Annotated in this window: 15 protein-coding genes; 5 read left to right on the plus strand and 10 right to left on the minus strand. The window is 64.0% G+C overall.

The genetic code is table 11. From position 1 onward, the window contains the following. Positions 1 to 510 precede the first annotated feature (510 nt). Complete coding sequence (locus tag AC4FWB_RS16680; RefSeq protein ID WP_491027317.1) at positions 511 to 840, plus strand: hypothetical protein; 330 nt, start codon at positions 511 to 513, stop codon at positions 838 to 840. A 16-nt stretch (positions 841 to 856) separates the two neighbouring features. Here the strand turns inward: AC4FWB_RS16680 and AC4FWB_RS16685 are convergent, their stop codons facing one another. The 9 genes from AC4FWB_RS16685 to AC4FWB_RS16725 form a co-directional block, all read right to left on the minus strand. Next, on the minus strand, positions 857 to 1,672 hold the full coding sequence (locus tag AC4FWB_RS16685) for an IclR family transcriptional regulator (protein WP_491027318.1): 816 nt from the start codon (positions 1,670 to 1,672) through the stop codon (positions 857 to 859). A 150-nt stretch (positions 1,673 to 1,822) separates the two neighbouring features. Then, the gene (locus tag AC4FWB_RS16690; RefSeq protein ID WP_491027320.1) at positions 1,823 to 2,854 is read right to left on the minus strand and encodes a histone deacetylase family protein; all 1,032 of its coding nucleotides are present in this window, start codon (positions 2,852 to 2,854) and stop codon (positions 1,823 to 1,825) included. 40 nt (positions 2,855 to 2,894) lie between these two features. Continuing rightward, complete coding sequence (locus AC4FWB_RS16695; RefSeq protein WP_491027321.1) at positions 2,895 to 3,245, minus strand: cupin domain-containing protein; 351 nt, start codon at positions 3,243 to 3,245, stop codon at positions 2,895 to 2,897. 26 nt (positions 3,246 to 3,271) lie between these two features. Beyond that, positions 3,272 to 4,024, minus strand: a complete 753-nt coding sequence (locus tag AC4FWB_RS16700; RefSeq protein ID WP_491027323.1) for an HpcH/HpaI aldolase family protein — start codon at positions 4,022 to 4,024, stop codon at positions 3,272 to 3,274. Continuing rightward, complete coding sequence (locus AC4FWB_RS16705; protein WP_491027324.1) at positions 4,021 to 4,926, minus strand: DUF6282 family protein; 906 nt, start codon at positions 4,924 to 4,926, stop codon at positions 4,021 to 4,023. The genes AC4FWB_RS16700 and AC4FWB_RS16705 overlap by 4 nt, the downstream gene beginning before the upstream one ends. A gap of 14 nt (positions 4,927 to 4,940) precedes the next feature. Further along, positions 4,941 to 5,999 carry a beta/alpha barrel domain-containing protein gene (locus AC4FWB_RS16710; protein ID WP_491027326.1) on the minus strand — a complete coding sequence of 353 codons (1,059 nt, stop codon included), beginning with the start codon at positions 5,997 to 5,999 and terminating at the stop codon, positions 4,941 to 4,943. A 78-nt stretch (positions 6,000 to 6,077) separates the two neighbouring features. Next, the gene (locus tag AC4FWB_RS16715; protein WP_491027328.1) at positions 6,078 to 7,442 is read right to left on the minus strand and encodes an aminotransferase; all 1,365 of its coding nucleotides are present in this window, start codon (positions 7,440 to 7,442) and stop codon (positions 6,078 to 6,080) included. 114 nt (positions 7,443 to 7,556) lie between these two features. Further along, positions 7,557 to 8,984, minus strand: coding sequence for an NAD-dependent succinate-semialdehyde dehydrogenase (locus AC4FWB_RS16720; protein ID WP_491027330.1), 1,428 nt, complete (start codon positions 8,982 to 8,984; stop codon positions 7,557 to 7,559). 228 nt (positions 8,985 to 9,212) lie between these two features. Next, positions 9,213 to 10,013, minus strand: a complete 801-nt coding sequence (locus AC4FWB_RS16725) for an IclR family transcriptional regulator (RefSeq protein ID WP_491027331.1) — start codon at positions 10,011 to 10,013, stop codon at positions 9,213 to 9,215. A 406-nt stretch (positions 10,014 to 10,419) separates the two neighbouring features. On the opposite strand from AC4FWB_RS16725, the gene AC4FWB_RS16730 reads away from it, so the two are divergent. From AC4FWB_RS16730 to AC4FWB_RS16745, 4 genes are all read left to right on the plus strand, one after another. Continuing rightward, positions 10,420 to 11,529: an ABC transporter ATP-binding protein gene (locus tag AC4FWB_RS16730; protein WP_491027332.1), complete on the plus strand. Its 1,110-nt coding sequence runs from the start codon at positions 10,420 to 10,422 to the stop codon at positions 11,527 to 11,529. 54 nt (positions 11,530 to 11,583) lie between these two features. Then, positions 11,584 to 12,624, plus strand: coding sequence for an ABC transporter substrate-binding protein (locus AC4FWB_RS16735; RefSeq protein ID WP_491027333.1), 1,041 nt, complete (start codon positions 11,584 to 11,586; stop codon positions 12,622 to 12,624). 155 nt (positions 12,625 to 12,779) lie between these two features. Continuing rightward, the gene (locus AC4FWB_RS16740) at positions 12,780 to 13,940 is read left to right on the plus strand and encodes an ABC transporter permease (protein ID WP_491027334.1); all 1,161 of its coding nucleotides are present in this window, start codon (positions 12,780 to 12,782) and stop codon (positions 13,938 to 13,940) included. 5 nt (positions 13,941 to 13,945) lie between these two features. After that, positions 13,946 to 14,770 (plus strand): ABC transporter permease, encoded by an 825-nt coding sequence (locus AC4FWB_RS16745; protein WP_491027335.1) that lies wholly within the window; start codon positions 13,946 to 13,948, stop codon positions 14,768 to 14,770. 124 nt (positions 14,771 to 14,894) lie between these two features. On the opposite strand, the gene AC4FWB_RS16750 is transcribed toward AC4FWB_RS16745, so the two are convergent. Further along, complete coding sequence (locus tag AC4FWB_RS16750) at positions 14,895 to 15,917, minus strand: histone deacetylase family protein (RefSeq protein WP_491027336.1); 1,023 nt, start codon at positions 15,915 to 15,917, stop codon at positions 14,895 to 14,897. Between the last annotated feature and the right edge of the window lie 11 nt (positions 15,918 to 15,928).

A 15,928-nucleotide genomic window follows, 5' to 3' on the forward strand; every position in this document is an offset into this window, starting at 1 on the left:
GTTATGCACCACGGCATGTTTCTACGGTAGACGCCCATCCGGAAGCCGAAAATGCGCGATCCGGAAGTCAGCCATCGCGAACGACGATGGCTGGCGTCAGAGACGACCAATTTTCAAAGTGCGCGGCGGTTTTGAGAGAACGACATGCAACCAAGACCAGGCCTTTTAAAGCCGGTCGCTTGAATCCCTTTCAGCACGACGCGCTTTAGCCGGGCTCGGGGCGGCGTCGATCTTGCGATCAACTATGTCCGCCTCGGCGGCATTCCATGACAAACGGTTGACTTTCCCCATCTGTGCGCATAGTGAGAAACAGTGTTTTGCTGGGAAAAACGCCTGCCTAGTACGGCTCGCGGCAGGTAAGGCCGTCAGGCCAGATGACGGGAACGCGTTGCGGTACTGGACAGTTGAAAAGTCCGCTTGCGCTGACCAGCATCTCCGCGATCAAAGCAGCGTTTCGATCATATTCGGCACTACCGCACGTCCTGGGCGCCTCGATGACCGGTGACTGGAATGTATATTGACTACCAGTATTTGCTCTCAGGCGCCGCGCCGTCGATGCGCTTTGGGCCGGCAACCACTTCCCGTATTGATGGGCTCCTTGCACAGGCAAAAGGTTGCGTGATCGGTCGGCAACACGGTCGGCCTTTTGTCGACATCAATATCGATGGCGCGCCGCGCCGCGTGGAGTTCGAGCGCGACGCGGACCTGGAACTGCTCCTTGCCAGGATAAAGGCGCGTGGAATCCCGCTGCATCGCGATCGCGAAGTGATCGCAGCGGTGCTCGGCATAGGCGCTGTTTTGATCCTGGCGATCGCGCTCGCCGTCTGGCTGAGACCCTGACTCTCGAAAACCGCCGTCAGGAGGCCGCCGGCTGCATGCGCCTGCGCGCGTCGATGGCGCCGCGGTCATAGCCGAGATTCCAGGAGATGCGCAGGCTGGCCTTGAGCAGAGCATCGATCTGAGCCTGATCCGGTATCGGCTTGATGTTCTGCACCGAGCCGACAATGGCAACTGTCCCCGCAACGTCCCCCATGCGATCGAAGATCGGCGCCGCTACCGCATTAATGCCGAACGTCTCCTCGTTGGGAGCAGTGATGAACCCTTGCGCCCGCGCCTGCGCCAGCTCGGCTTCCAGTTTCGCTGCATCGACGATCGTGTGATCGGTCAAGCGGGTGAGGCCTTGGCGCAGCACATGCTGGAGCAGCGAACGATTGCTGAAGGCAAGCGCCACTTTGCCCTGGGCGGTGCCGTGCAGGACCAGCTCGCTGCCCTGCCTGACGCCGATCTCCAGGTTGGATTTCCCGAACACCGTGCGCAGCACGACCAGTGACCGATTGCGCAACGCCGAGACGACTACGGTCTCACCGATCTCGTCGCGCAGCGCGGCGATCGCATCGGACGAGGCGGTCAGCAACTCGATGCGCCCGGCGGCGACTTGGCCGATGAGATAGGATCTGGTGCCGAGCTTATAACGGGCCGAAACCGCGTTCTGGTCGACATAACCACGCTCCACCAGCGTCTGCAGATGGCGGAAGACTGTTCCCTTGGTTGTGCCGAGCAGGGCTGCCAGCTCGCTCACCCCCACTTCGCCAGGCGCTGCGGCGACGGCCTCGAGCACGTCGAAGGCAAGCTGGACCGATTTCACGCCACTGTCAGACCGTGCCGTAGTCATGTCTCTGTCTTCCCCCCGCGTTCGCGTGCGCCGGCTTTGCCGGTTTGAAGCACTTGCTTCGTGCTACCCCGACGTGTCCTCCAATACAAGATTTCCGCAAGCTGCCATCAGACGATCGACAATTCCGGTGTCTGCAGTGGCTCGCTAACCCTACCTCACAGTCGCCGCGAACACTGACAATACCGAGCGCAGTAGATGGCCCACCTCAGAGACGGTGTAGCCGCCTTCCTGCACAAGCGCCGTCGGCAGCCGCAGCGCGGCCAGACGGCGGGCAACCTCGACGAACCCTTCCGAGGTGAGGTTGAGCGAGCCCAGCATGTCGCTTTCATGCGCGTCGAGCCCGAGCGAGACGACCAGGAAGCCCGGATCGAACCGCCTTATGCGCTCGATGGCGATGTCGAGCGCAGCTAGATAGGCCCCGTCGCCGGAGCCGACCTCGAGCGGCAGGTTCAGGTTGAAACCCTCGCCCCTGCCGGACCCGACCTCGTCGGCATGGCCGATGAAGAAGGGAAAGGTCATGTCGGGATCGCTGTGCAGCGACGCGAAGAAGACATCGTCGCGGTAGTAGAAGATGTGCTGCGTGCCGTTGCCGTGATGGACGTCGATGTCGATGACGGCAACGCGGGCGTGGCGGGTTCGCGCCACCGTGGCGGCGATGGCCGCATTGTTCAGGAAACAGAAGCCCTGGCCCATATCGCCATGAGCATGGTGGCCGGACGGGCGGCACAGCGCGTAAGCGACGGGCTCGCCCGCCAGCACAAGACTTGCGGCATGTGCCGCGCTCGAGGCCGACCCGAGCGCTGCTCCCCAGGTCTGCGCCGTCAGCGGCGAGACCATGTCGCCAAGGTAATATCCGGCCTGGCCGAGATAGTGCAGGGGCCGGCGCGCCCGAAAATGCCGCGTCGGGTAGATATTGGGCATCAAGGACGTCAGGCCCGGCATCATGTCTGGCCATCGGCCGGGCGCTTCGGCGAGGAATTCCAGATAGCCGGGATCATGGACGCTTTTGAGGAGAGAGTCGGCGATGACCGGCGGCTCGATCAGGTCCAGTCCCATATCCCGCACCACGGCGATGAACGCTTCCAGCCGCTCCGGCGTGTCCTGGCTTTCGGCGAGTTTGCCGCGGAAGAGGACCGGCGTGGATTTGTATCCGCGTTGCAACGGAGAAACGACGGCGCGCATGATCTTCCTTTCCAACGAAACCGGTGGCTTGCGGCGGCGGTCAGTCGTTCTTCGGCACAGGCGAGTACTGCGGCCGCGCCGGCGTGAAGACGTCGATGTTGATGACCTCCTCGTTACCGACGACGACAGCGTGGTGCATCACGTTCGGCGGGACGACGATCAGGTTGCCCGGCCCCAGGCGCCGGACCTCGTCGCCGACATGGAAATCGACGGTGCCGGAGACGATGTAGGCAATCTGCTCGTAGACATGCTTGTGCGGCTTTGGCTCATGGTCGGGTTGAAGCCGGTGCATCGCAATGGTGGCGCTGTTGCCGGAGAAGGCCTTCTGGTCCACGCCGCTGCGAATCGTCTTCCATTCGATCGCGTTCCAGTCGATGCCGTGGATGGTCATGTCAGGATCCTCTTGCTTGTTGTGCCTCAGTGGACGGCCCGCGCCGCGGCCGCGATGGCGCGGCCGCCGGCCAGCAGGATGCTCTGGTCGGAGCCGCAAATGAACACGGACACGCCGCGATCGACCCAGCGCGCGATATGCGACGGGTCGCCGACGAAAAGGCCGGCAATCTTGCCGGCCTTGTGCGCGGCGGCCGCGACGCTGGCGATCGCGGCGTCCAGCTCGATCGATCCGGGTTCAACCTGCATCGACAGGCCGAGGTCGACCGGGCCGACGAAAAGCACGTCGATCTCGGGCACTGCCGCGATGTCATCGAGGTGCTCGAGCGCCTCGCGATCCTCGATCTGGGCCATGATGATGGATCGCCGGTCGGCGTCGGCGCGATAGCCGGGACCGGCGGTGCCATAGGCGCCGCCTCTGACCGAGGGCGAGAAGCCGCGTTTGCCGCGCCCGTATTTGACCGCGTCGGCAACGTCCTCGGCATCTTCCGGCCCGCTCACATGCGGCACCACGATGCCGGCGCAGCCGATGTCGAGAACGCTGCCGATCGCCTCCGCCCGCCTGGAAGGCACCCGTACCAGCACCGGCATTTGCGCCGCCTTTGCGGCCAGCGCGATCAGGTCCAGCGCCTCGATCCCCAGCGAGGCATGCTCCTGGTCGGCGACGACGAAGGCCAGCCCCGCGAGCCCGAGAATCTCGACCAGGCGCGGGTCCGGCGTTTTCAAGAACGTTCCCGCCAGCACTTCGCCAGCCAGAAGGCGCTGGCGCAGCCCGCTCATGCGTCGAGGCCGACGAAACGGGCCGCGTTGTCGGCAGTCATTTTGCGCACGTCGATGTCGGAGTACCCGAGCTTGAGCAGCAGCGCCGCGATCTGGCGCATGCCCTCGACCGGGGTCGGGTTGTTGTTCTGGCCGAGATCGGAGCCGAAGAAGGTGTTGTCCACGCCGGCGGCGGCGATCACCAGCTTCAGGTGATCCTCATCGAAGAGATAGAAGGTCGACGGGACGAACATGCAGATGGAGTGCTCGATCATCACACCCATCGCGACGAGGGCGCTGACCTGGTCCATAGACGCGCCGTTCACATAGGTCGGGTGGTTCAGGAAAAGGCGCGCGACCCCGCGCTTCTTCGCCTCCTCGTAGAAGGGAAAGGCCTCGTCGATATGGTGGTGGCCGGCCGAGACGCAAGCGTCAGCCTCCGCGATGAGGTCGAGAATGGCCTTGACCTCGTCCAGCACGACGCCTTGCGCGTCGACAAGGCGCAGGCCTTCGGCCTCGACGGTCTTCTTGGTATTCTCCGGGAACTTGCCCTTCAGTTCCTTGGCAGTCTTGATGATATGGTTCTCGGCGTGAGCCGTCGGCATCCACACGATCCGCGCGCCCTGCTTCAGCGCATAGTCGACCGCCGACGGATTGAAACCGCCCAGCGGGTGGTTGAGGACGATGGCGCTGAGCACCTTGGTGTTCTTGCCCATATTGTTGTTGAGCAGCGTCGCGATCGGCATGGTCGGGTAGTAGTGATCCTTGAGCAGGATCGCGCGCATGCCGGCTTCGTCGGCGGCGCGCAGCGCCTCGATGTGGTCGATCTTGCGCGGGTGCAGCGAGGGGCCGGAATGGATGTGAAGGTCCACGGCTCCCTTGATGAGCGAGTCGATCCGCGTCTGGTCAATCTCGATGGTCATGTCTGGCTCCTGTGTCATTCGCTCGCGAGCGGAGCGGGTATGTAGTCGCGCCAGCGCTCGTCGAGTTCGGGCATGTCGGCAAAGCGCTTGCGGGCGTCGGCTGCGCGGCCGACAAGGTCGCGAGCGGATTGCGATTTCGCGTCGCAATAGGCGTCGATGTCGGCGACGGCCTGGGAAAGCACCTGCCAGCCGCGCAGCATCACTTCCGAGGCCATGCCGACCGCCGAGGCGCCGGCAAGCATCATGCGCGCCACGTCGTGGCCATTGGTGGCGCCGTTGATGCCGATTAGGTCGCGGCCGGCCCCGAGCACGGCGCGCGAGTTGGCAAGCCAGTGGCAGGTGAGGGGCAGGTTCCAGAACCCGCCGATGCCGCCGCTGGTTGAGAGGAGGGGAGCCTGGGTTTCGAGATCGGGCAGCATGCCGAGCGCGCGCCCAGCCATGATCACGCTTGCGGCGCCGCTGGCGAAGGCAGCGGCGGCGAGGTCCGGCACGCGTTCGCTCTGGCCGGTGATCTTGATCCAGACCGGAATGTGGAGAGCCTCGGTCATCATCCGGGTCAGAGCTGCCACCCGCTCCGGCGAAAGCACGGTGGAGACAGCGCCTTTCGCGGCCTCGCTGGCGTAAGGCGTTCCGATGTTGAACTCGAGCACGCGCAGCCCGGCGGCTTCGATGCGCCGGGCCATGTCGAGCGCCGGCTCTTCCGCCGCGAGTATGATAGAGGGCACGAACAGGCAGTCGTGCTCGAGGGCGAACCTATCCATTGCGACGGACTGCGCGAGCCAAGCGTCGAAGTCCATTGGCGGCAGTCCCGAGCGTGACAGCACCGTCGTGCCCGTCGGCGCCAACGGTCCCCATGGCGCCTCTGTCCAATCCGGGCCGAGGGCAACGTATTCGGCGCGCCGCAACTGCGACTTGGCCGCCTGCGATTCGTTGACCGACTTACCGACCACCGCGCCTGCTCCGGCCAGGATCGCTGAGCGGATCCCCGCCGCGTCGATCAGGTGCTCGCCCGGAGCCGCGATGACCGGGTTCTTGAGCGTGGTCCTGCCGACCTGGACGCGAAGGTCTGCCACCGCGTCACCTCGTCCGGCGCGAAGCGAAAGAGCGGGCCCGGCCGCCGTCCATCGCCCGTCTGTCCGTCGGCCCGGCCATCATTGCGCCTGCTCCGGCTCGGCAATGCGGGCCAGCGTCGATTCCAGCGCGTCCAGCACCTGCGCGAGTTCTTCCTCGCTGACGACAAGCGGCGGGGCGACGACAAGCGTGTCGCCAAGCGCGCGAAGCAGGACGCCCTGTGCCTGGAGATCGGCGGCAATCCTGGCGCCAAGCCTGCCAGGTTTCTCAAACGGCGTCTTGCCGGTCTTGTCGGCGACAAATTCCAGCGCGCCCATCAGCCCGACGCCTCGGACCTCACCCACCAGCGGATGGTCGGCGAAGCGTCGCAAGCCGTCCTGCAACTGCCCCTGGCGGGCGCGGACCAGGCCGACAATGTCGATCTCGTCATAGATGGCCAGCGTTTCCAGCGCGACCGCCGCGCCGACCGGATGACCGCCGTAAGTGTAGCCGTGGCCGAAACCGCCGAACTCGGCGGTGCGGTCGGCCAGCACCTGGTAGATCCGATCGCTCAGCATCAAAGCGGAGATCGGGAAATAGGAAGCCGAGAGGCCCTTGGCGCAAGTGAGCATATCAGGCTTCATGCCGACGGTCTGGGAGCCCCAGTAGTTGCCGGTACGGCCGAAGCCGCAGATCACTTCGTCGGCGACCAGCAGGATGTCATGCTTCGCCAGAACGGGCTGGAGGAGCTCGAAATAACCCGCTGGCGGCACGACGACGCCGCCGGTACCCATGACCGGTTCAGCGAAGAAGGCCGCGATCGTGTCGGCGCCTTCGCGTTCGATCGTCGCTTCGATTTCGGCCACGAGGCGGGCCGCGAAATCCCGCTCGCTCTCTCCGGCGAAGCCGCCGCGCCAGTGGTGAGGCCGTGAAACATGGACGAAGGTGTCGATCGGCAGGCCGAAACCACGGTGCATGTTGGGCAGCCCGGTCAAGCTGGCCGAGGCGATCGTGCTGCCGTGATAGCTGCCCTGCCGGGACAGAATTTTACGGCGCCGGTCGTTGCCCTTGGCCGCATGGTAATACCAGCAGAGCTTGATCGCCGTATCGACGGCTTCCGAGCCCGACGTTTGGAAGATCACCTTCGACATAGGCGAGGGCGCCTTGTCTATCAGGCGGCTGGCCAGTTCGATGACCGGCGGCGTCGAGCGATGCGCGAAGGTCTGCTGGTACGGCATGGTCAGGAGCTGTCGATGCGCGGCATCTGCGAGCCGCCGGTTCGAGAAGCCGAGCGACGCGCACCACAGCCCCGACACACCCTCGATATACCAACGGCCGTCGGTATCCTGGACCCTTACGCCATCGCCCTGCTGGATGATCAGCGGCCCGAATTCCTCATGCCGCCGGAAGTTCGTCTGCGGGTGCAGATGGGTGGCAATGTCACGGTCGCGCAGGAGGTTTGTCATCGTACTCTGTTCAGCATTACAAAACAGTGTCACTTAATATGAAACAAGATGCTGCTGCAACCTTTTTCGGCTAGGCCAGACCCATAGAGGTCTCGATGCGCGGCTCATGCGCCCTCAGGCATTCAACTGGCTGACGAACTTTGGCGTCAGATAGGCCTGGATGCCTTCCGATCCGCCCTCGCTGCCATGACCGGACTCCTTGATGCCACCGAACGGCGTCTCCGGCGCGGCGAGCCCGAAATGATTGATCGAGACCATTCCGGCCTCGATGCCGCGCATCAGCCGGTCGGTGCGGTCGACCCGCCGCGAGAAGGCGAAGGCGGCAAGGCCGAACGGCAGTCGGTTGGACTCGGCAATGGCGTCGTCGACCTCAGAGAAGCGATTGACGATCGCGATCGGACCGAACGGCTCGTCGTTCATGATCCGGGCTGAGAGCGGTACGTTGGTGAGCACAGTAGGCTCGAAGAAGAAGCCCTCGTTGCCGATGCGTTTGCCGCCCAGGCGAAGCTCGCCACCCGCCTCGACCGCATCGCGAACGAGACCGGCCATCGCGTCGAGCCGGCGTTCATGGGCGAGCGGCCCCATCTGGGTCCCCTCATTCGCTCCGTCGCCGACCTTCAGCTTGCCAGCGCCAGCGACGAAGGCATCGACAAAGGCGTCGAAGACGCCGTCCTGCACTAGGAAGCGGGTCGGCGCGGCGCAGACCTGCCCGGCGTTGCGGAACTTGAGCGCGACGCCGGTTGCGCTCACGGCAGCCGGATCGGCATCGTCGCAGACGATAAAGGGGGCATGGCCGCCCAACTCCATGGTCGTGCGCTTAAGATGGCGCGCCGACAGTTCGCTAAGGTGGCGGCCGACCGGCACGGAGCCGGTGAAGGAAACTTTGCGGATGACCCTCGACGCGATCAGGTGCTGCGATATCTCGGCGGGAACGCCGAAGACAAGGTTGAGCGCGCCGGCCGGAACGCCAGCTTCCTCGAAGCACTTCACCAGTTCGATGACGCAGCTCGGGGTCTCTTCGGGCGCCTTCGCGATGATCGAACAGCCGGCCGCCAGGGCGCCGGCGATCTTGCGCACGCTCTGTCCGATCGGAAAGTTCCAAGGCGAGAATGCGGCCACCGGCCCGACCGGCTCCGGCAGCACCATCTGCAATGTGCTCGGCGCGCGCGCTGGGATGACGCGGCCGTAAGCGCGGCGTCCTTCTTCGGCATACCAATCGATGTGATCTCCGGCGCCGCGCGCCTCCATCAGCGCTTCCGACAACGGCTTGCCCTGCTCGCGTGTGATGGCATGGGCGATGGCGTCGGCGCGCTCCCTGGTCAGGTTCGCGGCCCGCCGCAGGATGTTTGCGCGTTCGTACGCGGAAACTCGGCTCCAACCCTGAAAGCCCTGCTGAGCGGCGGCCAACGCCGCGTCGAGATCCGCCGTCTCGGCAAAGGCGATCTCTCCGATGGACTCACCCGTGGCTGGGTTGAGGACATGTCCCCGGCGAGTGCCGGAGCCCGCGGACCATTTTCCGTTGATGAAGAGATTTTCCGACATGCGATCCATTCCGCTCGAGGTGACGTCGCCCGTGAACAGCCGGGTCCGCCCGCAGAAGCGGCCGGAAACCTCGCCGGTTCCTTTCGGGTGTACAGGAATGGCGGCGCACGGCGCCGCCGATGACCGAGCGGAACACTAGCCGCGATCTTGCGTTCCGTCAATTCATTTGGAACGTAATACAAAACGCTGTTTCTTAATTCGGAATATAAACGGTGCAGCGGCGTTTCGCTAGCCCATCGCTTTCTTCGCCGGAACGCGTCCGCTGCGCACCTCGAAGGGGAGGTGGCCGACATAGCCCAGATTCCACGAAACTCTTTGTGCCGCCCGCAGCACCGCCTCGATCTGCCCGGGCGTCGGCTGGCGGCCGATGTTCTGGATCGACCCGACGATTGCGATCGAGCCCACTGTCTTGCCGGAGCCGTCCATGACCGGCGCGGCGAGCGCGCTGATGCCGAGCAGCATTTCTTCCGCAGCGGTTGCATAGCCGCGCATGCGAACAGCTTCCAACTGGCGCTCGAGCTCGTCGATGTCCGTCACGGTGTGAGGCGTCAGCCCGGCAAGGCCCCTGCGCCGCAATTGCTTGGCAAGGCCCTGGGTGTCGAATGCGAGAACCGCCTTGCCCTGGGCGGTCGCGTGCGGTTCGAGCACGCTACCCACCCTGACGCCGATTTCAAGCGACGACTTGCCGATCAAGGTGTTCAGGACAATGTTGCCGCGATTGCTGAGGCTGGAAATCACCACCGTCTCGCCGGTTTCGTCGCGAAGCGATCGCATCGCATCCTGCGAGCCGGCTATGATGTCAACGCGTTCGGCAGCCGCCCGGCCGATCAGGTAGGTCCGCGCTCCAACCCGGTAGCGCTGGGTCGACGCGTTCTGGATGAGATAGCCCCGATCCACCAGCGTCTGCAGGTGGCGAAATACCGTCCCCTTCGTTGTCTGCAGCTTGTTGGCGAGTTCGCTGACGCCGATCTCGCCGGGCTCGAAAGCGACAGCCTCGAGCACTTCGAACGCCAGGTGGACGGATTTCACGCCAAGCCTCTGATCGTTGGATTGGGTCACGTTCTACCTTTCGTTTCAGGGATCGTTCGGACTGGCGCCTGGAGGAGTCGGCTTGTCGACTGATGAATTTCTGTATCATAGTCGGGAACACGGTTTTCTCAAGCGGAACAGATTGAGATGCAAAATCGTCGAAAGACGGTGTCGCGCCTGCGTCGCTATACGTCTTGTTATGAGATACTCTGTTTCTCTTGACAATACGATCAAAGCGATCTTAGAAAGGGTCTCGGCTGGATTGTAATGACCCGTCAGGGGAGATCGTGCCTTGGTCCCGATGGTTCGTCGGACGCTATGGCAGAGCAGGTTGCTCCCCAGGGGCATCGGCAAAGGTGCCGCCAACCGGCGAGGACTGCGTGACTTCGGAAAGGGAGGCGTAAGAGTGGTGCATGCCCGCGGCGGTGCCGTCCAGCGGAGTAGATTTGTCGAGTTCGCGGGGGTCCAGAAGAGCTACGGCAGCGTGAATGTCGTGCGCGACCTCAACCTTGGCATCGAGCGCGGCGAGTTCATCACCCTGCTTGGACCGTCTGGTTCCGGCAAGACGACGTGCCTGATGATGCTGGCCGGTTTCGAAAACCTGTCGGCGGGCGATATTCTGCTCGACGGCGCGTCAATAGGCTCGATGCCGCCGCAAAAGCGCAACATCGGCATGGTTTTCCAGAGCTATGCCCTGTTCCCGCATATGACGATCGCGGAGAACATCGCGTTCCCGCTCCAGGCCCGCGGCATTGGCAAGTCCGAAACGGCCGAACGGGTGGCCAAGGCCTTGGCGATGATACGCCTGGACAGCCTCGGCGGGCGTCTTCCGGGTCAGTTGTCCGGTGGCCAGCAGCAGCGTGTGGCCCTTGCCCGCGCACTGGTGTTCGAGCCGTCCCTGGTGCTGATGGACGAGCCTCTCGGCGCGCTCGACAAGCAGCTTCGCGAGGAGATGCAGTACGAAATCATGCACATCCAGCAGCGGCTTGGCGTCACTGTGGTCTACGTGACCCACGACCAGACCGAGGCGCTGACCATGTCCAGCCGCGTAGCGGTGTTCAATGGCGGCAAGATCGAGCAACTGGGCCCGCCGAAGCAGATCTACGAAGAGCCGGTCAACAGCTTCGTCGCCCGCTTCATCGGTGAGAACAACCGGCTGAACGGCATCGTGCGGACAATCGACGGCGACAATTGCACGATCGACGTGGGCGGCGAGCAGAGCATCCGCGCTGCCGCAATCAACGTCTCGGCAGCGGGGGAGCGGACCACGCTGTCGATCCGGCCCGAGCGCGTCGTCATCGGCGCTGCCGCCGCGAATGCGGAGAACTGCTTCGAGGCGACCATCGACGAGGTCGTCTTCCATGGCGACCATCTGCGCATGTCGGCGACGCTGTGCTCGCAGCCCGGCTTCATCGTCAAGATCCCGAACAGTGCCGGTGTCGGCATGGGTTCGCCGGGCGACCGCATCAAGATCGGCTGGGCAGCACGCGACTGCCGCGCCCTCGACCATGGCTGACTGCGAAGGCGGCCGGATATCAACCTCAAATGAAAACGAGAAGGGGAACAGGAAATGAAGAAATCGAGGCTCATAGGCGGTCTGCTGGCCGCTCTGGTCCTGGGCGCCGGCATAGGCCATGCCTTCGCCGAGGACGTCACCGTCGCCACCTGGGGCGGCACCTATACCGAGAAGCAGCGCAAGTCGATTTTCGACCCGTATACGGCGAAATCGGGCGGCGCCGTGCTCGATGCCGTCTACACCGGCGGGCTTGGCCAGATCCAGGCGATGATCGAGTCCGGCAACACCACCTGGGACGTCATCCAGATGGGCGCGCCTGAAATGTTCAACGCCTGCGCCCAGGGCCTTATCGAGGAACTCGACACGAGCAAGCTCTCCTCGGCGGCCGACTTCAAGGATCCCGGCATCACCAAATGCGGCATCGGCGCCATCGGCTGGGGCATGGTCATCGCCTACAACACCAAGCTTACCGGCGACCAGCCGAAGAGCTGGAACGATTTCTGGGACCTGAAGAAATTTCCCGGCAAGCGCGGCATGAAACGGGAGCCGCAGAACAATCTCGAGGGAGCGTTGCTTGCCGACGGCGTCGCTCCCGCCGACGTATACAAGGTCCTGTCCACACCGGAGGGCGTCGATCGCGCCTTCAAGAAGCTGGATGAGATCAAGGCCGATATCCAGTGGTGGGAGGCCGGCGCGCAGCCGCCCGAATGGCTCGCCAACGGTGGTGTGGCCATGTCCACAACCTTTGTCGGCCGCATCCTGGAGGCGCAGGCCGAAGGCGCCGCCATCAAATTCGGCTGGCCGGGCTCGCTCTATTCCGTCGACTATTGGGCCATCGTCAGCGGCACCAAGAAGAAGGATGCCGCTTATGCCTTCTTGAGCTACGCGACCTCGCCCGAGGCGCAGGCGGAGTTCTCCAAGATCCAGCCGGTGGCGCCGGTCAACCTGAAGGCGTCGGCGCTGCTGTCGCCGGAGCGCATCGCAATCATGCCGGTGGGCGACAATCTCAAGGAAGCGGTTCCCACCGACAGCAATTTCTGGAACGACAATCTGGAAGCGCTGACCGAAAGGTTCAACGCCTGGGCCTCGAAATGAAAAAGGCCGTCCCCGGCGCGGTTCGCCAAGCCGGGGACGCCGGCCGTCTGCAGCGATAGTCGAGCGAGCAAAACCCGAGCATGGCCAGCATATCGATTCCCGCGGATTATAGCCGAAGCGGCTGGGCAGTCCTGATAAGGGTCTGTCGGCCGCTGATGCGCCACGGGCTCCTGCTGCCTTGCCTGCTGTTCATGGCCTTTATCTTCGTCTGGCCGATTCTTTCGCTGCTGGCCAAGGGCGTCTACAGCCCGGAAGTACGCGATACCTTGCCGCAGACTGCCGCGGCGGTGCTCGCATGGGATGGTTTCGGCGAGCCACCGGACGCGGTCTACAACGCGCTGGTGGCCGATCTGCGCGTCGCCGACCGCCGCGACGTCGCCAATGCCGGGCGCCGCCTCAACTACGAAATCCCCAGCTACCGCAGCCTGCTTATCAAGACGGCGTCCGCCTTGCAGAAGGACTCGACCCAGCCGCCGCGCCAGCAACTGGTGGCGATCGACGCCAAATGGCAGGACCGGACCTTCTGGACGGCGATGCGGCGGGCTGCCCCAGCTGTCACGCCTTACTACGTCCTGAAGGCCCTGGATCTCGAGCAGAAGGACGGTGGCGGCATCGGCCGGGTTAAGCCGGAGGAAGCCACCTTCGTCGACGTGCTGGCCCGCTCGCTATGGATATCGGCTGTGGTGACGGCGATCTGCCTTGTGCTTGCCTTTCCGGTCGCCTTCAGGATTTCAGCCGCTTCGCTTCGCTGGCGCGGCCTGCTGCTGCTGCTGGTGCTGCTGCCCTTCTGGACGTCGCTGCTGGTACGCACCAGCGCCTGGGTGGTGCTGTTGCAGGACAACGGCATCATCAACTCGCTGCTGTTGTGGAGCGGCATCGTCAACCAGCCGGTCCACCTGATCTTCAACCGCATCGGCGTCTACATCGCCTTCGTGCATGTCATGCTGCCGTTCATGATCCTGCCGATCTACAGCGTCATGGTCGGCATCTCTAAGGACTATACGCGCGCGGCCTATAGCCTCGGCGCCAGCGGGCCGCGCACCTTCTACAAGGTGTATCTGCCGCTGGTGTGGCCCGGCATATGGTCCGGCTGCCTGCTCTCCTATGTCATTGTCGTCGGCTACTACATCACCCCGCTGCTCGTCGGCGGCAGCCAGGACCAGATGCTGAGCTACTTCATCGCCTTCTACACGAAGCAGACGGTGAACTGGGGCCTGGCCTCCGCACTGGCGATCCTGCTGACGACATGCGTCCTGGTGCTGGTCGGCCTATACGGCCTGCTCGGCCGCAAATCCCAAATCGTGGTGAAGGCCTAAGCGCGATGTCCGGTTCGTCAATGCACAAGCCGAGGCCCGATATCTGGCGCACGCTGGCAAGCGTGGTAACCGTGCTGGTCTTCCTGTTCCTGTTGGTGCCGATCGCGGCCGTGCTGCCGCTTTCCTTCAGTTCAGGCTCGTTCCTCTCCTATCCTATGCCCGGACTGTCGCTGCGTTGGTACGAGGAACTGCTCACCAACTACAAATGGCTGCTCGCGCTCAAGAACAGCGCGGTCGTCGGGGTCGGGGCAGCGGCACTGTCCACCGTGCTTGGCCTGTCGGCAGCCATCGCCATGAACGGGCTTGGTCCGCGGGCCCGCAGCATCGTCAACGGCTTCCTCATCGCGCCGCTGGTCATGCCGGTCATCATCATGGCGGTCGGCCTTTATCTGTTCCTATCCGGCCTCGGTCTCGCCGGCACGATTACCGGCATGATCCTGGCCCACACCGTCATCGGCACGCCCTATGTGGTCATCTCCGCGACCGCGGCGCTTCAGAACTTCGACATGCAGTTGATCCGTGCCGCCAAAAGCCTGGGCGCGTCGCCCTGGATGGCCTACCGACGCGTGATGCTGCCGGCAATTCGCCCGGCCATAGTCGCGGGATCGCTTTTCGCCTTCGTCGCCTCGTTCGACGAGGTCGTGATCGTGCTCTTCCTCGCCGGCCCCGGTCAGGTGACGCTGCCGGTGCGTCTCTTCGAGGGCATCCGCGACGAGCTCACGCCGGTCGTCATCGCCGCCGCGATGGTGATGATCTCGATCTCGATCGGTCTGATGGCGGTCATCGAGATCCTGCGCCGCAAGTCTGTTGCCCGGCGCGGCATGGCGTGAACGGCACGAGAGAGGGATTGCGTCCGCCGGCGTTTGAGCAGCGCTTGCCGATCGCCGGGCTCCACACTTCAAGCCTCGCTGAGCCGGCCGACGCTATGCCGCCAGGGCGTTCCAGCCCGCAGTTTCAACGTCCGGCAAATCCATTCAGGAACGCTGCAAGCGAGCTCCCGAGAATAGGCGAAGGGTAGCCGCCCTCCTGAACGATCAACGTCGGCCTCGTCAGCGCGGCCAGGATTTCCCCCATCCGGCGGAAGCCGGGTTCGTCCACGGCCATGCAGGCGAAGGGGTCGTCCTTGGAGGCGTCTAGTCCCAAGGCGATAATTAGGACGTCCGGCGAGAACTGCCGAACCGCCTCGCATGCTTTCGCAACTGCCGCCAGATATGCTTCTGTCCCGCTCATCAGAGGCACCGGCAGATTTAGATTGTACCCTTCTCCGTAACTGGCTCCGATCTCGTCGGCGTAGCCGGCATAATAGGGGTAGAGGTGAGCTGGATCGCCGTGCACGGATACCGTCAGAACGTCGCGCCGGTTGTAAAAAAGTGCCTGGGTGCCGTTGCCGTGGTGAACGTCGACATCGACGATTGCCACCCGCGCTTCTTGTGAGGCCGCCAGGTTGGCCGCGATGGCTGTGTTGTTCAAATAGCAGAAGCCGCCCGCCTGATCGCGATAGGCGTGGTGTCCGGGCGGGCGGCAAAGCGCGTAAGCGGAGCGTTCTCCCTCCAGCACCCTGGTCATCGCATCGACGGCGGTGTTGGCGCTCGCTCGGGCCGCCTCCCAGGTTCCCTCCACCAGCACGCAACTGGCGTCCGCCTGATAAAAGCCGGCGCGGCCGAGCAGGTCGCGGGGCAGGCGGCTCATGTGGCGGCCGGGATGGACGCTTGATCGGAGTTCGGGACCGACGCCCGGCAGCTTCCGCCACGCCTGGAAGCCGGTTTGCAGGAAGGTGAGGTAATCGCGATCATGCATTGCCGCGATGATCTCGAACGAATGCTCGTGAGGAGGTTGGACAGCAATACCAGCCTCTTCAAGTCCAGAGAGCAGGGCCGCGATCCTTTCTGGCTGTTCAGGACTGGGTCTCAACTCGCCGCCGGCGATCCGGGTCAACGGGCGATGCAGCAGTTGCCGCTCATCGAAGATGGCTAGCATTGGGATCCCCA

Source organism: Mesorhizobium sp. LEGMi-168a, from assembly GCF_058312955.1.

What these genes read in the sequence shown, in the direction of transcription:
- AC4FWB_RS16680 (WP_491027317.1), top strand. Translation starts at nt 511, where the DNA reads ATGTATATTGACTACCAGTATTTGCTCTCAGGCGCCGCGCCGTCGATG.
- AC4FWB_RS16685 (WP_491027318.1), bottom strand. Translation starts at nt 1,672, where the DNA reads ATGACTACGGCACGGTCTGACAGTGGCGTGAAATCGGTCCAGCTTGCC.
- AC4FWB_RS16690 (WP_491027320.1), bottom strand. Translation starts at nt 2,854, where the DNA reads ATGCGCGCCGTCGTTTCTCCGTTGCAACGCGGATACAAATCCACGCCG.
- AC4FWB_RS16695 (WP_491027321.1), bottom strand. Translation starts at nt 3,245, where the DNA reads ATGACCATCCACGGCATCGACTGGAACGCGATCGAATGGAAGACGATT.
- AC4FWB_RS16700 (WP_491027323.1), bottom strand. Translation starts at nt 4,024, where the DNA reads ATGAGCGGGCTGCGCCAGCGCCTTCTGGCTGGCGAAGTGCTGGCGGGA.
- AC4FWB_RS16705 (WP_491027324.1), bottom strand. Translation starts at nt 4,926, where the DNA reads ATGACCATCGAGATTGACCAGACGCGGATCGACTCGCTCATCAAGGGA.
- AC4FWB_RS16715 (WP_491027328.1), bottom strand. Translation starts at nt 7,442, where the DNA reads ATGACAAACCTCCTGCGCGACCGTGACATTGCCACCCATCTGCACCCG.
- AC4FWB_RS16720 (WP_491027330.1), bottom strand. Translation starts at nt 8,984, where the DNA reads ATGTCGGAAAATCTCTTCATCAACGGAAAATGGTCCGCGGGCTCCGGC.
- AC4FWB_RS16735 (WP_491027333.1), top strand. Translation starts at nt 11,584, where the DNA reads ATGAAGAAATCGAGGCTCATAGGCGGTCTGCTGGCCGCTCTGGTCCTG.
- AC4FWB_RS16740 (WP_491027334.1), top strand. Translation starts at nt 12,780, where the DNA reads ATGCGCCACGGGCTCCTGCTGCCTTGCCTGCTGTTCATGGCCTTTATC.
- AC4FWB_RS16745 (WP_491027335.1), top strand. Translation starts at nt 13,946, where the DNA reads ATGTCCGGTTCGTCAATGCACAAGCCGAGGCCCGATATCTGGCGCACG.
- AC4FWB_RS16750 (WP_491027336.1), bottom strand. Translation starts at nt 15,917, where the DNA reads ATGCTAGCCATCTTCGATGAGCGGCAACTGCTGCATCGCCCGTTGACC.